This is a genomic window from Robiginitalea rubriflava (genome assembly GCF_052540725.1).
In genome coordinates this window covers 2971641-2988163 of the sequence record NZ_CP199309.1, presented here as the reverse complement: position 1 = coordinate 2988163, position 16523 = coordinate 2971641, and the positions used below count along the sequence as shown (strand labels likewise).

18 protein-coding genes are annotated in these 16523 nt (G+C 47.2%); 15 read left to right on the top strand and 3 right to left on the bottom strand.

Annotated elements, in window-relative coordinates:
• Nucleotides 1-5 precede the first annotated feature (5 nt).
• Nucleotides 6-854, top strand: a complete 849-nt coding sequence (locus tag ACT6NU_RS13485; protein ID WP_445382196.1) for a 1,4-dihydroxy-2-naphthoyl-CoA synthase — start codon at nucleotides 6-8, stop codon at nucleotides 852-854.
• A 232-nt stretch (nucleotides 855-1086) separates the two neighbouring features.
• On the opposite strand, the gene ACT6NU_RS13480 is transcribed toward ACT6NU_RS13485, so the two are convergent.
• Nucleotides 1087-2409 carry a serine hydrolase domain-containing protein gene (locus ACT6NU_RS13480; RefSeq protein ID WP_445382195.1) on the bottom strand — a complete coding sequence of 441 codons (1323 nt, stop codon included), beginning with the start codon at nucleotides 2407-2409 and terminating at the stop codon, nucleotides 1087-1089.
• Between the two features lie 64 nt (nucleotides 2410-2473).
• Here ACT6NU_RS13480 and ACT6NU_RS13475 point away from each other — a divergent pair, with 64 nt between their 5' ends.
• From ACT6NU_RS13475 to ACT6NU_RS13460, 4 genes are read left to right on the top strand one after another with little or no spacing between them, the layout of a single operon-like run.
• On the top strand, nucleotides 2474-3346 hold the full coding sequence (locus tag ACT6NU_RS13475; protein ID WP_445382194.1) for a pirin family protein: 873 nt from the start codon (nucleotides 2474-2476) through the stop codon (nucleotides 3344-3346).
• A 44-nt stretch (nucleotides 3347-3390) separates the two neighbouring features.
• Nucleotides 3391-3813 (top strand): 3D domain-containing protein, encoded by a 423-nt coding sequence (locus ACT6NU_RS13470; protein WP_445382193.1) that lies wholly within the window; start codon nucleotides 3391-3393, stop codon nucleotides 3811-3813.
• Nucleotides 3810-4520 (top strand): N-acetylmuramoyl-L-alanine amidase, encoded by a 711-nt coding sequence (locus ACT6NU_RS13465; protein WP_445382192.1) that lies wholly within the window; start codon nucleotides 3810-3812, stop codon nucleotides 4518-4520. Before ACT6NU_RS13470 ends, ACT6NU_RS13465 begins: the two co-directional genes overlap by 4 nt.
• Entirely contained in the window at nucleotides 4517-5983 is a 1467-nt protein-coding gene (locus ACT6NU_RS13460) for a M14 family metallopeptidase (protein ID WP_445382191.1), read from the top strand. Before ACT6NU_RS13465 ends, ACT6NU_RS13460 begins: the two co-directional genes overlap by 4 nt.
• Before the next feature lie 18 nt (nucleotides 5984-6001).
• On the opposite strand, the gene ACT6NU_RS13455 is transcribed toward ACT6NU_RS13460, so the two are convergent.
• Nucleotides 6002-6169, bottom strand: coding sequence for a hypothetical protein (locus ACT6NU_RS13455; RefSeq protein WP_445382190.1), 168 nt, complete (start codon nucleotides 6167-6169; stop codon nucleotides 6002-6004).
• Nucleotides 6170-6382: 213 nt separating this feature from the next.
• Nucleotides 6383-7480, bottom strand: a complete 1098-nt coding sequence (locus ACT6NU_RS13450) for a vWA domain-containing protein (protein ID WP_445382189.1) — start codon at nucleotides 7478-7480, stop codon at nucleotides 6383-6385.
• A gap of 264 nt (nucleotides 7481-7744) precedes the next feature.
• On the opposite strand from ACT6NU_RS13450, the gene moaD reads away from it, so the two are divergent.
• The 10 genes from moaD to ACT6NU_RS13400 all read left to right on the top strand — a co-directional run bounded on the left by moaD (nucleotide 7745) and on the right by ACT6NU_RS13400 (nucleotide 16459).
• Entirely contained in the window at nucleotides 7745-7990 is a 246-nt protein-coding gene (gene moaD / locus ACT6NU_RS13445; RefSeq protein ID WP_445382188.1) for a molybdopterin converting factor subunit 1, read from the top strand.
• A gap of 22 nt (nucleotides 7991-8012) precedes the next feature.
• On the top strand, nucleotides 8013-8996 hold the full coding sequence (moaA, locus tag ACT6NU_RS13440; protein WP_445382187.1) for a GTP 3',8-cyclase MoaA: 984 nt from the start codon (nucleotides 8013-8015) through the stop codon (nucleotides 8994-8996).
• Between the two features lie 25 nt (nucleotides 8997-9021).
• Entirely contained in the window at nucleotides 9022-9618 is a 597-nt protein-coding gene (locus tag ACT6NU_RS13435) for an NTP transferase domain-containing protein (protein ID WP_445382186.1), read from the top strand.
• Entirely contained in the window at nucleotides 9615-10682 is a 1068-nt protein-coding gene (locus ACT6NU_RS13430) for a ThiF family adenylyltransferase (RefSeq protein ID WP_445382185.1), read from the top strand. Before ACT6NU_RS13435 ends, ACT6NU_RS13430 begins: the two co-directional genes overlap by 4 nt.
• Before the next feature lie 46 nt (nucleotides 10683-10728).
• A complete protein-coding gene (locus ACT6NU_RS13425; protein WP_445382184.1) occupies nucleotides 10729-11931 on the top strand; it encodes a molybdopterin molybdotransferase MoeA in 1203 nt (400 codons plus the stop codon).
• Nucleotides 11928-12941, top strand: coding sequence for an XdhC family protein (locus tag ACT6NU_RS13420; RefSeq protein WP_445382183.1), 1014 nt, complete (start codon nucleotides 11928-11930; stop codon nucleotides 12939-12941). The genes ACT6NU_RS13425 and ACT6NU_RS13420 overlap by 4 nt, the downstream gene beginning before the upstream one ends.
• Nucleotides 12938-13546 carry a nucleotidyltransferase family protein gene (locus tag ACT6NU_RS13415; RefSeq protein WP_445382182.1) on the top strand — a complete coding sequence of 203 codons (609 nt, stop codon included), beginning with the start codon at nucleotides 12938-12940 and terminating at the stop codon, nucleotides 13544-13546. Before ACT6NU_RS13420 ends, ACT6NU_RS13415 begins: the two co-directional genes overlap by 4 nt.
• A gap of 14 nt (nucleotides 13547-13560) precedes the next feature.
• The gene (locus tag ACT6NU_RS13410) at nucleotides 13561-14655 is read left to right on the top strand and encodes an amidohydrolase family protein (RefSeq protein ID WP_445382181.1); all 1095 of its coding nucleotides are present in this window, start codon (nucleotides 13561-13563) and stop codon (nucleotides 14653-14655) included.
• Nucleotides 14656-14777: 122 nt separating this feature from the next.
• Complete coding sequence (locus tag ACT6NU_RS13405) at nucleotides 14778-15578, top strand: hypothetical protein (protein WP_445382180.1); 801 nt, start codon at nucleotides 14778-14780, stop codon at nucleotides 15576-15578.
• Nucleotides 15579-15703: 125 nt separating this feature from the next.
• Entirely contained in the window at nucleotides 15704-16459 is a 756-nt protein-coding gene (locus ACT6NU_RS13400) for an SDR family NAD(P)-dependent oxidoreductase (RefSeq protein WP_445382179.1), read from the top strand.
• The last annotated feature ends 64 nt before the right edge of the window (nucleotides 16460-16523 follow it).

The window sequence follows — 16523 nt, the reverse complement described above, 5'->3', positions numbered from 1 at the left end:
GGAAGATGAAACGAGAAACACCAGAATGGAAAACCGTTGGCAATTTTGAGGATATTACCTATAAGAAATCCAATGGAGTAGCCCGGATAGCCTTTAACCGACCGGAAGTTCGCAATGCGTTCAGGCCCAAAACCACCAGAGAATTATATGAGGCCTTTTACGATGCCCAGGAAGACACCTCCATAGGGGTGGTTCTCTTATCCGGAGAAGGGCCTTCGCCCAAAGATGGGGGTTACGCCTTTTGTAGCGGGGGGGATCAGAAAGCAAGGGGGCATAAAGGCTATGTGGGGGAAGACGGGTATCATCGCCTCAATATCCTGGAGGTGCAGCGCCTGATACGGTTTATGCCCAAAGTAGTAATTGCCGTGGTCCCTGGTTGGGCAGTAGGCGGGGGGCACAGCCTGCATGTGGTCTGTGATTTGACCCTGGCTTCCAAAGAACACGCCATCTTCAAACAAACCGATGCCGATGTTACCAGTTTTGACGGGGGCTATGGATCTGCCTACCTTGCGAAAATGATAGGTCAGAAAAAGGCACGTGAAATATTCTTCCTGGGGAGAAACTACAATGCAGAGGAGGCCTTTCAGATGGGGATGGTCAATGCGGTTATCCCACATGATCAACTGGAGGCAACGGCCTATGAATGGGCACAGGAAATCCTTGCCAAATCGCCTACATCTATTAAGATGCTGAAATTTGCAATGAATCTGACCGATGACGGGATGGTGGGGCAGCAGGTATTCGCCGGGGAGGCCACACGACTGGCTTATATGACAGATGAAGCCAAAGAAGGACGCAATGCATTCCTTGAAAAGCGCAAACCAAATTTTGGCAAAAATAACTGGATTCCTTAATCGGCTGCCTTGGCAACGGAGGATCATAAACTAAAAAGAGCCCTGATTTGGAACCAGGACTCTTTTACGAGAACACTATATGAAAATGAAAAAAATTAACTCCGTTTGTTTTGTTTTACATGGTAAACCTAGCTCCATTTTTTAAACTGCACTACTTTTTGTTGTGAAACGGCGCTGAGATGTGGTAAGCGGAACAAACCGGGTTATTTTTTCAAATTCTGACCCTTTATTTCTATTGAAAAGCCTGCATCAGTGCAGCGAAGAAGGCGTCTGCTTCAAAATCCGGTTCTTCGGCCAGCCCGGTGCGAACCACCACCAGCTCTTTTGAAGGAATTATAAATACATGTTGCCCCTGATAACCATTGGCAGAATACAGGTCAGCCGGGGCACTGGGGTATGCCCCGTTGCGGTTTAGCCAGAAATGGGCCCCGTATATCCCGTTGGAACCCTGGGTTGGCCGGCTTACATAGTCTGTCCAGGCAGGGTCAAAAAGCCGGTCACCAAACCAATCCCCTTTTCTTAAGTATAATAAGCCAAACTTTCCCCAGTCGCGGGTTGAGGCCCATCCATAGGATGATCCCACAAAGGTTCCTGAAAGATCTGTTTCGAGTAGCATGCTATACATCCCGATGCGGTCGATAAGGGACGCATACGGAAAGTTCAGATACTCCTGATGCGAATCAAACTGCTTTTTCAGGAGACCAGACAAGAGGTTGGTGGTTCCAGAGGAATAGTTCCAGATATTTCCGGGAGTGCCCGCCAGTTTTTTTTCAGCCTGTACCGCGGCCATGTCATCACTTAAAAAAAGCATACGCGTTACATCGGATATCTCAGAATAGTCTTCATCCCAGGCCAGGGAACTTTGCATCCGCAGCAACATGTTATAAGTGATCGTATTGCGATCATCCTGCTGCCAGGATTCAAGATCTGCAGTAGCCGAAAGATTGAGCTCGTTTTCATATTGCAGAATGCCATAAAGGGTAGCCAGGACACTTTTGGTCATAGACCACCCCAGGACCGGGGTAGTTGCATCGATGTCTCCTTTATATCGTTCAGCCAGTAAGTATCCTTTATACAACAGGAGCAGGCTTCGGGTCCGCTGCTTTTCCGGATTGCTGAAGGCCTGGTTTATGGCCATCGTAAGTTTTTGGTAATTAACCTCCGGGAATACAGTGTCCAGAGCATCGCCATTTCCTTCCGGGTAGGGGAGTGGCCTGGCCTGCTGTTTGCGATCCGGCTTCAGGTAATTTCGGGAAGTGGTTTGTCCTTCACTTAAAAGGGCAGCCCCCAGGCCCTCCCGGTAGATAGCCTTCTTTGTCTGTAAACCAAAGACACTGGCGGTTGCCGCTGAATCGTTCTCTATAGCTACTGAGGCCAGGGAAATCAGGGGAACCTGCAAATCGTTTATGCGAATACTATCCGGGTTTCTCCCGGCCAAAAACGCATTTGAGGCCATATTTTTAGCTGCATAGCCACTGATTATGGCGAGTTTCGGGTATTGCAGATAGCCAATGGTCCCGATGGACACTAACAGCACCAGGCTGATTCCTGCCATTATTCTTTTTTTTGGTTGCATGTAGATACTTATCTTTAGTCAAACGAATATAAGCAATTGAGATATGTCCAACAGTGGGCTGGTTATTCCCGAACGGAGCCGGGATATCGGAGATTTTTTAGTAGGCCGGTTACTACCCTTCCGTCGCAAGAGGATGATTGGGCCTTTTATTTTTGTGGACCACATGGGCCCTGCCCAATTGGGACCTGAAAAATACCTGGATGTGGGCCAGCATCCGCACATTGGTTTGTCTACCCTTACCTACCTGCTGGAAGGGGAAATTATCCATAAAGACAGTTTGGGTACCGAACAAAGTATAAAGCCAGGGGCGGTGAACTGGATGACCGCTGGTAAAGGGGTTACCCATACCGAACGCAGCCCGGATGACCTGCGAAACGGTAAAACCCATACCCTTCACGGCTATCAGATTTGGGTTGCCTTGCCCCGCGAACTGGAGAATATACCTCCCGAATTTCATCACTTTTCAGCAGAAGAATTGCCCATGTGGGAGGAGGGGAAGGCCCAATTCAAGCTGATCGCCGGAAAGGGTTTCGGACGGCAATCTCCGCTTCCTGTGCATTCCGAGCTCTTTATGTTGGAAATTAAAACAGAAGGGGCAGAAAAGCTGGCATTACACCAGCATTTATTCGGTGAGATCGGGATAATAGTAGTAGACGGAAAACTGCATGCCTGTGATCAGGAGATTGAAAAAGGGAACATCCTCTATGCCAAGGCTGCCGATAATTGTAACATCAGCCTGGAGAAAGGAAGCCATGTGCTGGTATTTGGAGGGGAACCCTTTCCCGAACCCCGTAATATTTACTGGAATTTTGTGCATTCAGAGCAGGAGCAGATACAGGTGGCTAAAAAAAGCTGGAAAGATAAAACCTTTCCAATGATGGAAGGCGAGATGAGTTATGTTCCGCTTCCCAAATAACAAGCCCTCTTGAAAAGTCATGCGGAAAAACTTACTTTAGACCTGTGCGGGCATTTTATTTCAATATCGTTTTAAGCTTAACAGCTGGTTTGTTGCTGGTTTCCTGTGGTAAGAAAGGGGAAGCCCTGGTCTGGCACGAAATGGAAGTGACGGCAACGGCCTATAATTCAGTACGCTGGCAAACCTCCGATGATCCCTCCATTGCTGCCTGGGGCGACACCTTGATTCCAGGTATGAAGTGCATTGCTGTTTCCAGGGACCTCTTAAAACTGGGGCTAGCAAGGGACACTCCGGTAAAAATAAGCGGTATGGATGGCACCTACCTTGTAAAAGATAAAATGAACGCCCGATTTAAGAAGCATATTGATATTTATATGGGCATGGATATCCAGAAAGCAAGGGAATGGGGTCGAAAAAAAGTAACCATTAGCTACGGGCTGAAACCGCAAATAAGCGAAACAGAATGAACGCGCAAATTTTTACCGCCAGACGAGACATGTTAATAGGGCGAATACTTCTTTTCCTTTTGCTGTTGGCGGGATATTCCTGTAAATCCTATGCCCCGCTGATGGTTGAGCGTCCAATTGAGTTCAATGAAGAGAGGCTGGAACTTACCCGGGCTTATTTAAGCGACCGCTACGGGATCGTTCAGCAAGACGCGAAAATTACGCCCAGGATGATAGTGGTACACTGGACCGCCATACCGACCCTGCAGGCATCCTTTGATGCCTTTAAGGCCCCGAGGCTTCCCGGTAGTCGTGGCGATATTACGGCTGCCGGGGCCCTGAATGTCTCCGCGCACTACCTGATTGACAGGAACGGTACCATATACGACCTGATGCCGGATACCCTTATGGCCCGGCATGTGATTGGCTTAAACCACTGTGCCATCGGGATCGAAAACGTGGGAGGTACCCCTGGTACCCCGCTAACAAAAGAACAATTAAAGGCAAATGAATGGCTGATCCGGGAATTAAGCGGAAAATATCCCATACGCTTTCTTATCGGACATTATGAATATACCCGCTTTGAAGGCCACCCCCTGTGGAAGGAACGGGACAGTGCTTACAGAACCGAAAAAACGGATCCGGGAACGGACTTCATGCAAAAACTCCGGAGCGCTTTGCGCGACTTAAATTTGGAAGCTGCACCGGCAAAAACCACTGATTTATGAAATTACTTATTAGCATTTCCATCTGTTTATTGTTTCTGACCGGGGCTTATGGGCAGGAAGAAGATTTTAGTGCAAGATTTTACGAGAGTTATGAAAACTACAGGGAAGCTGCCCTGGGAAAAAGGCGGATCAAGCATGCTCAGTTACAGCCGCTTATTGACCGTTTTGCTTCGCTTGAGGGATTTGAGGTGCGCAAGGTTGGCAGTTCCATCGAGGGCCGTGACCTCAGGTTGATAAGCCTGGGCAGGGGTGAAACAGATGTTTTTCTCTGGTCTCAGATGCATGGGGATGAGCCAACGGCCACCCAGGCCATTTTCGACATCCTCAATTTCTTTGCATCAGGCACCTTCCAGGACGAAAAGCAGGCTATCCTGGATTCGGTTCGGTTGCATTTCCTGCCAATGCTCAACCCGGACGGGGCGGAGTTGTTCCGCAGAAGAAATACACTCGGGATAGACATCAACAGGGATGCATTGCGCCTGCAATCTCCCGAAGGGCAAACCCTCAAAAGGGTTCGTGACAGCCTGCAGGCAGAGTTCGGGTTCAACCTGCACGACCAAAGCACCTATTACAACGCAGAACGAACCGACAAACCTGCTACCATTTCCTATCTGGCGCCGGCTTACAATTACGAAAAGGATATTAACGAGGTAAGGGCCAACGCCATGCGCGTAATTGCCTATATGAATGATATTATCCAAAAATACGCTCCCGGGCAGGTTGGGAAATACAACGATGATTTTGAGCCGCGTGCCTTCGGGGACAACATTCAGAAATGGGGGACCTCAGCCATTTTGATCGAATCCGGAGGGTATCCGGATGATGTGGAAAAACAGGAAATCCGCAAATTGAATTACACCTCCATCCTTTCTGCCATCTACACCATAGCGCGTGGCAATTACAGGAAGATCAGCCTGCAGGCCTATGAGGCTATTCCCGAAAACGACCGGAAACTATTTGACCTGAAGATCGAGAAGGTCAATTATCCCCTGTTGGGCCAGGAATACGTAATCGATATTGGCATTCAACGACCGGAGGTGGACCTGGAAGGCCACAACAGCTACTGGAACAGCAGCCGTATCATCGATATGGGGGATTTATCTACCTATTATGGATATGAGACCCTTGAGGCAGGGGAATACCGTCTGCAGCCCGGAAGAGTATACCCGGAGGTGATGGCGAATACGGAAGCAGTAAAAAAACTGGATTTCTGGGAGCTGCTGGGACAGGGATACACCTATATCCGATTGGAGAAAATCCCAAAAGACCTCATTTATTCCCCCTTTCCCATGAATTTGGTCTCTAAATCCTATCAGACGCCCATGGAGCAATTTCATGTGGGGGATAATCCAACCTTTGTACTGTGGAAGGATTCAGAGCCGGTTTACGCGGTTATCAACGGTTTTCTCTATCATATCCCAACAAAGCAGGGAGAAGGAAAAAACAGTATGATCTTCAGATAAGGAGGCTAGCCCCATTATTTAGTAACCAAAACTGATATGGATTTGCTGTCCGTTCAGGAGCAGGGCGGTAAGCATGCTCAACAGGGTTAGAACAATAGCTAAAAAAACGGTCAGAACTATTTTTCGTACCGCGTTTGAGAAGGCCCCTATGGCACTTTGCTGAATAATTTGATTGATTACATCCATGATGTTGCGTATTTAATGATTCTTAGTTTTCGTTTTCAGGATGTAAAGGCGGGTTGTATACTCTTAAAACAAGGTACTGCGGAAAAACCCTACTTCGGGAAGGCTTTTCGGGATGTGCTACGGGTATTATCCGACCAATGGCCGGTAAACGAGAATTTGGTATAAAAAAAGCCGGTATGAATACCGGCTTAATGTAAAATATGTTCTAGAGCTTTACTGACAGCCGCCTGTAAATCCGGTAGCATTGAATTTAGTCTGAACGGCACCCTGGCGATTTCCGGACTGTACCTGAATGGCCAGGTTATTTTCCCCGCTACCATCTCTTTTAGGGCTGCAGTATTCAAAGAGGTAATAGCTGTTGGCCCTTTCGGATACTTTTTGCGAAAGCTGGTTAAAGGTAGTTTCCAGCTCTTCCTTATTTCCAGCAAAAACACTGAATGTCTTTCCGATTTCCTCCAGGATCTGGCTGTCGATCTCCGCGCCCAGGCCAATGGTGAAAAAGGAAATATTGCTGTCTGCATCTTCCACCTTATCAAGGGCAGTCTGTTCGGGATAGCGCGAGGCCTGGTCTGTTCCATCTGTAAAGATCACTACAGATGCTGCCCCAATGGTTTCGTTCTGAAGGCTTTCATCCACCAAATCTTCTGCTATATTGGATGCCTTTATGACTGCCCCGTACAGGTCAGTTGAGGGATCGTTGCTGATATCGGGCTGTATCCCATCAATGGCCGCCAATAACTCCGCCTTAGAAGTGGTCAGGGGGTTCAGTACATGCAGCACGTCTTCCCCGTCAAACCAATAGATGGCCATTTTAAAGGATTCTGTCTCGTTGGCAGGCATTACGTTGTTGACAAAACTACTGGAAGCAGATTTCAATTCATTCAGGCTACTGCTCAGCACACTATTACTAAGGTCCAAAACCAGTAATGTATGATTTTGAAATATCTGGGAATTCGGGGAGATACGAGCCTGAGATTCCGAAGCAGAGATGGTGTTGAAGCAGTCGTCATTGCGTCCCTGTTCGTAAATCGTAAACTGGTCTGCTGTCAGGCCCGCAACCGGATTTCCCAGGTCATCAGATACACGGAAAAAAATGGATACTTTCCCTGGAAGCGTTGTAAACTGGTCCTGAATGGCGAGGAGTAATTCATTTGTTCCCAGGTCCAGACAGTCATCCACAGGGGTACCTAAACCAAGGTCTCCCTGGCCATTGATATCAAAACGAACGTCATCGTCTGAATTTCCACAGGAAATAATTAGGATAAATAATAAAAATTGAAGTGAAATACGGGTAAGCCTTTGCATTTTCATATAGTGATAATTTCTCTGAGAACGGATAATTGACCATCCTAGTATTTGAGGGTGCAAAATTCTTTTGGGCACTATTTTTTAAGCTGCAAAACTAGATGATCAATACTATTTCCAACAGAATGTTAAAGGGAAGGACCTGAATATTTTTTTTGATACCTTTAATGTTCAAAGCGAATTTGCTCAATTTTAATCATTAAAGCCCATAACTGAAGTTATGGAAGTATGGGAAGACCCTTACAGCCACAACATCATAGTTCAAAAAAAATGAAAATATTGCTATTTGGAATCACCAGAGACATTATTGGCGACGGCAGCCTGATGCTGGCCGAAGAGGATTCCAAAGGTCTGAGCACGGTTGGTGAGCTTAAGGCTCAACTGAAAAAGGAATATCCGGAGCTGGATGATTTAAGCTCCCTTGCCGTAGCCGTAAACCAACAATACGCCACAGATGAAGAGTCGATCAATGGATCGGATGAAATAGCCCTGATTCCTCCGGTAAGCGGAGGCTAAGAAGAAATACAGAAATTACAGTATGCTGATAGATAATCACGACAGAGTCATCAATTACGTGCGCCTTGCGGTAACGGACCGCTGTAATCTGAGGTGTAATTATTGTATGCCTGAGGAGGGAATTGCCTTTTCTAAAAGGAATGAGCTGTTGAGCATATCGGAAATGAAGCGGCTTTGTGATATCCTGATAGGGCAGGGGGTAGATAAGATCAGGCTTACGGGCGGAGAACCATTTGTTCGCAAGAACCTGATGCAATTGCTCGAACATTTGGCAAAGCAAGAAGGGCTGAGAGAGTTATCCATAACCACCAATGCTACACTGATAGGCCCCTATATACAACAGCTTGAGGATTATGGTGTTAACAGCATAAATGTGAGCATGGACGCCATACAGCCCGAGACTTTTGCCCGCATCACCCGTCGGGATTACTTTGAAAATGTTCGCGAAAACCTGATGCGCCTGATTGATTCCAAGATGGATGTACGCGTCAATTTTATAGTGCTGGAAGGACAAAATGAAGAAGATATCTATCCAATGATGGAGTTTCAGAAAGCATATCCGGTCAGGGTTCGCTTTCTGGAAGAAATGCCCTTTAATGGAGGCAGCAGGAACTTCAGAAAGCTCAAATGGAACCATAAAAGGATTTTGGACCATATCCGTGAGGAATATCCGGATTTTGAAAAACTCCCTGCTCCCCTTACTTCTACCTCTGTAAATTACCAGGTAAAAGGCCATGAAGGGTCTTTCGGGATCATTCCCTCATTTAGCCGCACCTTCTGTGGGAGCTGCAATCGCCTGAGGATCACAGCAACCGGAGATGTCATCACCTGTTTGTATGGAAAACCCGTAACGAACCTGCGCAGACTCTTGCGCTCCGGACTGGACGAAGCCTTTGTACAGGACGAATTGATCAGCGCTGTTCGTTCCCGGGCCAGGGATGGCTTTGAAGCCCAGGAGCGCTTCGGCTCCATATTTGGCAGCTCCATGACCTCTATTGGTGGTTAACAATAATAAAATTAAATAACGCAGTATGAATCAGAATACCAAAATCTACGGATTGGTACTGGCAGGAGGGCACAGCAGGCGTATGGGCACCGATAAGGGCCTTTTACACTATCACAATAAGCCCCAGAGAGAATTTTTATACGAGCAGTTGCAAAATATTTGTGATGCCGTTTTTATGAGTATCCGTCCGGAGCAGCAAGCAGAGCTCCCCAGGGGATTCAGGCATATTGTGGATGAGAATATGTATAGAGGGCCTTTAAACGGATTGTTATCCGCCCACCACAGCTTTCCTGAAGCGGCCTGGCTGGTGGTTGCCTGCGACCTGCCCCTGGTAAATGAAAAAATCCTGAAGTACCTCTTGGAAAGGCGTAACAAAAAAGCAATGGCAACTGCTTTCGCCACGCGTAAAACAGGACTGCCCGAACCCCTTGCTGCTATATGGGAACCACAGGGCCTGAGGCAGGCTGAAATTTATATGAAAACTGCGGCAAGCAGTTGCCCCAGAAAATTTTTGCTTAATGTGGAAACCACCTTGGTTCACCCGGAAGATGATTTGTGGGTGGCCAATGCCAATGAACCTGAAGAGCAGCAGAGACTACTTGCCAAATTGAATATTATATGAACCGCTATGATCGGCAGATACGGTTAAAAGGATTCGGTGAAGATGGCCAGCAACGACTGCGGAAAGCCCGGGTATTGGTAGTAGGGGCCGGTGGGCTTGGTGTTCCCGTTTGTCAGTACCTCAATGCAATGGGGATTGGGGCCATAGGAATTATGGACGGCGATTTTATCGAAACTTCCAATCTGCACCGGCAACCCCTATACACCCCATCGGATGTCGGCAAACAGAAGGTTACTGTGCTTTCGGCTTTTTTGAGCAAACAAAATCCTGAGACCGAAATAATCATTTACGACACCTTTCTGCATTCAGGGAATGCAACGAGCATTTTCTCGGAATATGACCTTGTTATCGATGCCACAGATAACCTGTCTACAAGATACCTGATTGACGATGCCTGTGTTATCTGCAATATTCCCTGGGTATACGGGGCCCTGCATGCCTATGAAGGGCAAATAAGCGTCTTTAATTACTGCGGGGGCCCAACATACAGATGCTTGTATCCGGAGATGCCTGCTGAAGATGAAATCCCTGATTGTAATACCCTGGGGACCCTGGGCATCCTTCCGGGTATCATTGGCAATTTACAGGTACTGGAAGCAATAAAGGTTTTGTGTGATATGCAGGAGGTCCTCAGTGGCAAACTAATGATTTACAATGGGTTGAATCAAAATATATATCAGCTTTCCTTTACTAAAAATAAAAAATTGATCCGACCGGATTTGAAATCCGGTAACTACGGAAGGGAGTCTGGGTGTGAACTTCCCGGGGCTATTGAAGTCAATAGTTTTGTAGCGCAAACGAGAGCTGCGAATCACATCCTGCTCATAGACGTGCGTGAACCGCGGGAATACGAGGTAGGCCATCACCCAGGTGCTATAAACATACCCCTGGGGAAATTAGAGGAATCCCTTCCGGATTTGGAGAAGACGGAACAGGTATACCTGATATGTCAATCCGGAAAACGCAGTTATCAGGCCTACAGGGAATTAAGCCCATTATACCCGAAAACAGTTTTCAGCTGGATTACGGGAGGGATGGAGGAATTAAAAGCCCTTCTCAGATAGAAAGAATGTGCGATAAGGGACAGGATCCCCAAAAAAACAGTATGATTTGACACCCTTTGCTGAGGCTTACAATTTGGTAATAAAGCATAACCGTAGCTTTGGGACCGAACTGCTTCCATTGGAGGAAGCAGTTGGCCTGTATCTGGCTGAGGAAATCTTTGCAGATCGGGACCTTCCCCCCTTCGACAGGGTGACCATGGATGGTATCGCTATTCATTCCGATGCCTTAAAAAAGGGCCTGAAAAGTTTAAAGGTTTCAGGAACCGCCAGGGCAGGGGAGGCGGTTCAGGAATTACCAAAAAAGGATGAGTGTTTCGAGGTGATGACCGGGGCAGTCCTCCCCAAAGGGGCGGATACTGTTATCAGATATGAGGATATCAGTATAAGAGCGGGGTTAGCCACGCTAGACAAACCCGTTCAGGCGGGTAGAAACATTCATCGCAAGGGTACTGATGCTTTGAAAGATAGCGTGTTGATTCCTAAAAATACACAAATCAGCCCGGCAGAAATTTCTATTTTGGCCTCAGTGGGAAAGAGCAGTCTGCTGGTGCACAGACGGCCAAAAGTGATTCTGGTTTCAACGGGGGATGAGTTGATAGACCCCGATCAGGTACCCGAGCCACATCAAATTCGGAAATCGAATATTTATGCCCTGTCTGCCGCCCTTGAAAAAGAGGGAATAGTCGCAGAAAAAATTCATTTACCCGACCATCCCGGAACCATTGAGAAACAACTTAGAAGCGCTCTCGAGCAAGCAGATGTTCTGATGCTCAGTGGGGGGGTATCCATGGGAAAATTTGATTATTTACCAGGGGTTTTATGGGATCTGGGAGTACAAAAGGCCTTCCATAAAGTAGCACAGCGCCCCGGAAAACCCTTTTGGTTCGGGGTCCACCCCAAATTGAAGACTACCGTGTTTTCCTTTCCGGGGAATCCTGTATCCACTTTTCTGAATTATCATTTGTATTTTAGGGATTGGTTACGGGCCGGAATGGGAATACAAACAAACACAAGTATGGTAGAAATGGGGCAGGAATCGGCCAATCTGACAGACCTGACGCATTTTAAACTGCTGCGAATTGAGTTGGAACAGGGATCGTTAAAAGGGGTTCTGGTCCCTATGAATGGATCGGGGGATTTTTTAAGCCTTTCCAGGGCCCATGGCTTTGTAAAACTGGAACCCTCCGATAAGGAATACCCGGCTGGCTGCAAGTTACCCTTCATCCCCTTTAAAACAAACTTCTTGTGACACATGAACTGATACATATAGTTGATGCTTATAAAAAAGCAAAGGCCTCAGGCATCAAAACCGTAATGGCAACTGTGGTGGAACTTGAAGGGTCTTCCTATCGTCGTCCGGGGGTTCGCATGCTCTTGTTGGAAAACGGCGGCACCTATGGGGCGGTTAGTGGCGGATGTGTGGAAAAAGAAGTCTTTCGACAGGCTGCAGATGTTTTTCAAACGGGGACGCCCAAAATGATGACTTATGACGGCCGGTATCGGTTGGGTTGTGAGGGTATTTTGTACATTTTGATTGAACCCTTTAGCCCCGAAGAGAATCTGCTTCGGGATTTTGAAAAGCAAATAAGCGCTCGCAAACCCTTTGAACTTCATACTTATTACAATACTAAAACAGGCAGTAGAGCAGGTATGAAAACCCTATTTCTGCTCAATGGTAAAAAAGAGGATAAAACAGATGCCCTGCATCCGGAGGCAGACCTGAAGGTTTTCAGGCAAACCTATAAGCCCAGAATGCGGATTGTGCTTTTCGGGGGGGAACACGATGCAGTGGTCTTGTCATCCCTGGCCGCCAGCATGGGATGGGAAGTTCTGGTAGTTGTTGCAGCTGATGAAGCCCAGGCTGCCGATAAATTCCCGGCGGCTGACTTCTTTTTACCAGTCATTCCGGAAACTGCGGACGTGAGTATGGTGGATGAACAAACAGCTGTTATGCTGATGACCCATAGCTATGTAAAAGACCTTAAATACTTACTCAGACTGAGCAGTACACGGCCCTCATACCTTGGAATCCTGGGGCCGGCAAACCGAAGGGAGCGTCTTTTGAATGAATTACTGGAAAGGATTCCGGAGGTTTCAGGAGAATTCTTTGATAAAATCTACGGCCCTGCAGGGATCGACCTTGGGGCTGAAGGCCCACAAGAAATAGGAGTTTCCATATTGGCTGAAATACTGGCCGTCTTCAGATCAGTCCAACCGGTTTCCCTGAAAGAGAAATCAACAGCTATCCATTCCCGATGAATACCGCAATCTCCTGTGTCATTCTTGCCGCCGGGGCCTCGAGCAGGATGGGCAGCCCAAAAGCCCTGCTTCCCTGGGGTAAGCAGAGTGTCTTGCGCCACCTGCTGCAGCAGGCAAAAAAAGCGGGCCTCGAACAACTCATAGTGGTAAGTGGGGCCAATCAACAGGGAATTGCGCAAGAATTACCAGCAGGAACCGCAAAACTCTGCCATAATTCCAGTTGGATAAATGGCATGGGCAGCAGTATTCGTCAGGGGGTTATATGCACAAAGCAATATTTTCCGCAAGCAGAAGGCATACTGGTCTTGCTGGCAGACCAGCCCCTGGTGGATGAACAATATGTCAACAGGATGCTGCAGCATTTTCACCAAAACCCCGAATGTATTATTGCCACTGAATATACTGAAGGAGCAGGCGTCCCCGCCCTGTTTCCCCGAAGGCACTTTAACGAATTGGCAAATCTGAAGCCCGGCGGCGGCGCAAAGGCCCTGATACGCAATTGCAGTCCCGGGGAGCTGGTTTTACTGCAGGCAGGAGATGCCGGCAGGGATATGGATACCCCTGAAGCCTATGGCGAGCTCAAACGAATTGCAGGCTTAGAATAATTAGCATTATAATTATGAGAAAATACATTCTGATTACCTTTTTACTTACTGCCTTCCCAACCGGTTTAAGCCTGTACGGACAGGAAATGGGCTTTGAGCAGTACAATCCGAAAAGCACTCTGGTGGTGCCGGAACATCCCGTAAAGCGGGCTAAATTCCCTTTTGTTGATATCCATAGTCATCAATTCAGGATGCCATCAATGGACCTGTCGGTATTGGTACGGGCCATGGATAGCCTGAACCTTGCAGTTATGGTAAACCTCAGTGGGGGTTCCGGGGAAAACCTCAAAGCCGCTGTAGAAAATGTAAAGGCACATTATCCGAATCGTTTTGTGGTGTTTGCCAATGTGGACTTCAGTGGGGTAGGCAACCCGGGATGGGGCCAGAAAGCAGCTGCCCAACTGGAAGAAGATGTGAAAAACGGAGCGTCCGGGCTCAAAATCTATAAAAGCCTTGGGTTGCGCAACAGGGATATCAATGGGAATCGCATAGCAGTAGACGACCCCCGCCTGGATCCCATATGGGCGAAATGTGCAGAATTGGGTATTCCGGTCCTGATCCATTCTGCGGATCCCAAATCTTTCTGGGACCCTATGGATGCCAACAATGAGCGATGGCTTGAGTTAAAAACCCGCCCGCGTCGCAAACGTACTGATACGGATCCGGCGCCCTGGCAGCAGATTATAGACGAACAACACAGGATGTTCAGGAAACATCCCAGAACTAATTTTATAAATGCCCATATGGGCTGGTACGCCAACAACCTGGGCCACCTATCTGAACTAATGGATGAAATGCCCAATATGAATGTGGGAATTGGGGCGATAATAGCAGAATTGGGGCGGCAGCCCAGGATGGCCAGGGAATTTTTTATAAAGTATCAGGATCGTATCCTTTTTGGAAAAGATGCCTGGAACCCATCTGAATTTCCTACCTATTTCAGGGTTTTGGAGACGGCAGATGAATATTTTCCATATTATAAAAAATATCACGCCTTTTGGGCCATGTACGGGCTGGACCTGCCAGATTCTGTACTAAAGAAGGTCTATTACAAAAATGCGATGCGTTTGCTTCCCGGTATAGATGCCTCCCTTTTTCCTGAAGACTAAGAAATTCAGGTGGTTTTCTGATCATCTGCCCTTCAGGAAGTGCTGTTGATCGATTAAATGAGTGCAGCCGTACTAAAGCGCCAAATGTTGCGTTAAAGGGATAAATTTCAATCATTCATTCTATGGAAACAATCAAACGATATTTAATAGCAGGCCTCATGGTCGGCTCACTGCTTACATGCCTGCTTCAAAGCTGTAGTACGGATGCAGATGAACAGGAAATAGCTGTTGAAGACCAGCTTACACAGCAGGAATTACAAACAGTTCTGGAAACAGATCAATGGACAGCGGTTGCCGATACAGCTCTGGCTGAAATTTACCAGAACGGCAACAGCACATCCGGAAAAAGTGCGGCTAATGAATGTTACCAGGTGGTTTATTCTGAAACCGGCTTTACTGCTACTTTCGGAAATTGTATGCTCAATGGAACGGATAACGTCAATGGGACGCTGGTGGTAACCTACAGCACTAACCCCGATATAGCCTCTTATACAGCAACTTTTGATGGATTTTTTGTAGGTGCAATAGAATTGAATGGTACCCGTACCTATACCCTGGTTATGGGTGAAAACCAAAACAGTATTTCCCTTACGGTGAACAGTGAAATGACCGTTACTCTGGAAGACCAGAGTACGATCATAGAAAGCGGGACCAAAACCCTTACTGTTACTTTTGGAGAAACCCTTTCAGATATCAGCTTTAGCATTACCGGTAACTGGATGCTGCAAGTAGGGGAGAATACCTATTCAGTAACGATCCTTGAGCCGTTAAATGGCAATTTTGAATGTGAATACCTGCTTAGCGGGATCATGGACCTGAACAAAAATGGACTTGAGATTGAGGTAGACTTCGGAGATGGAAGCTGTGATGATATGGCTCAGTTGACTTATCCCAATGGAGCAAAAGAGAATATTTCGCTTTAAGGCAACGGCAATAATTTAGCCCACACAATAATTCTTAAGAGGCCCGAAAAAGGGCCTCTTTTTTTATGCCCCGCACTCAGATTGCCAATTCGCCAAAAAGGGCTTATTTTGAATAAAAGAACAGTATGAGCTTAAAAGGACAGTGTATTTTGGTAACCGGAGCCTCCCGCGGGATCGGAGAAGCCATTGCCAGGGAATTGATGAAGCAGGAGGCCAGGGTTGTGGTTCATTATAATTCCGGGGAAGAAGCTGCTTCTGAACTGGCAGCGAGTTTTCCAAAGACCCAATCCATTGCTTTACAGGCGAATCTGGAAGAAACAGAAGACATTAAAAGGCTGTTTAATGAAAGTATTGCCGGGCTGGGTAAGCTGGATAGCATTGTTTTGAATGCCGGCGTCTTTATTCCCCATCCTGTTTCCATGGAATTCGGCCAATGGTGGGAGATATGGAAAAAAACTATAAATATTAACCTGAATGCAGCAGGCTTGCTGACCCGGTTGGGACTTGATCATTTTAAAGAGCAAAAAGGAGGCAGATTCCTGTACATAGGAAGCCGGGCGGCCTTCAGGGGTGAAACGGAGGAATATCTGGCGTATGCCGCTTCAAAGGGTGGGCTTACGTCCCTGGCCCGCAGTGTTGCGAGATCCTACGGCAAGATGGGGGTTACCGCCTTTACTATTGCCCCTGGCTTTACGAAAACAGAAATGGCGGTTTCATTTATGAAAACACATGGAGAGGCCCGGGTACTAAAGGAATTGGCCCTCGGCGAATTAACCTTGCCAGAACACATTGCCCCCCTTGCGGCCTTCATTTGCAGTGGCATGATGGATCACGCCACAGGCACTACCATCGATATTAATGCCGGGAGTTATATGCATTGAGCGGTCTGCGGAACCAAAATGGTTGGCGATGCCTTTTAAACCATTTTAAAATTGCAAGGGGCAT

Bases quoted from the DNA above. Each gene is read 5' to 3' on its own strand.
- moaD (WP_445382188.1), top strand. From the start codon at position 7,745: ATGAAAATATTGCTATTTGGAATCACCAGAGACATTATTGGCGACGGC.
- ACT6NU_RS13410 (WP_445382181.1), top strand. From the start codon at position 13,561: ATGAGAAAATACATTCTGATTACCTTTTTACTTACTGCCTTCCCAACC.
- ACT6NU_RS13450 (WP_445382189.1), bottom strand. From the start codon at position 7,480: ATGAAAATGCAAAGGCTTACCCGTATTTCACTTCAATTTTTATTATTT.
- ACT6NU_RS13480 (WP_445382195.1), bottom strand. From the start codon at position 2,409: ATGGCAGGAATCAGCCTGGTGCTGTTAGTGTCCATCGGGACCATTGGC.
- ACT6NU_RS13485 (WP_445382196.1), top strand. From the start codon at position 6: ATGAAACGAGAAACACCAGAATGGAAAACCGTTGGCAATTTTGAGGAT.
- ACT6NU_RS13455 (WP_445382190.1), bottom strand. From the start codon at position 6,169: ATGGATGTAATCAATCAAATTATTCAGCAAAGTGCCATAGGGGCCTTC.
- ACT6NU_RS13475 (WP_445382194.1), top strand. From the start codon at position 2,474: ATGTCCAACAGTGGGCTGGTTATTCCCGAACGGAGCCGGGATATCGGA.
- ACT6NU_RS13430 (WP_445382185.1), top strand. From the start codon at position 9,615: ATGAACCGCTATGATCGGCAGATACGGTTAAAAGGATTCGGTGAAGAT.
- ACT6NU_RS13400 (WP_445382179.1), top strand. From the start codon at position 15,704: ATGAGCTTAAAAGGACAGTGTATTTTGGTAACCGGAGCCTCCCGCGGG.
- ACT6NU_RS13415 (WP_445382182.1), top strand. From the start codon at position 12,938: ATGAATACCGCAATCTCCTGTGTCATTCTTGCCGCCGGGGCCTCGAGC.
- moaA (WP_445382187.1), top strand. From the start codon at position 8,013: ATGCTGATAGATAATCACGACAGAGTCATCAATTACGTGCGCCTTGCG.
- ACT6NU_RS13460 (WP_445382191.1), top strand. From the start codon at position 4,517: ATGAAATTACTTATTAGCATTTCCATCTGTTTATTGTTTCTGACCGGG.
- ACT6NU_RS13465 (WP_445382192.1), top strand. From the start codon at position 3,810: ATGAACGCGCAAATTTTTACCGCCAGACGAGACATGTTAATAGGGCGA.
- ACT6NU_RS13435 (WP_445382186.1), top strand. From the start codon at position 9,022: ATGAATCAGAATACCAAAATCTACGGATTGGTACTGGCAGGAGGGCAC.
- ACT6NU_RS13405 (WP_445382180.1), top strand. From the start codon at position 14,778: ATGGAAACAATCAAACGATATTTAATAGCAGGCCTCATGGTCGGCTCA.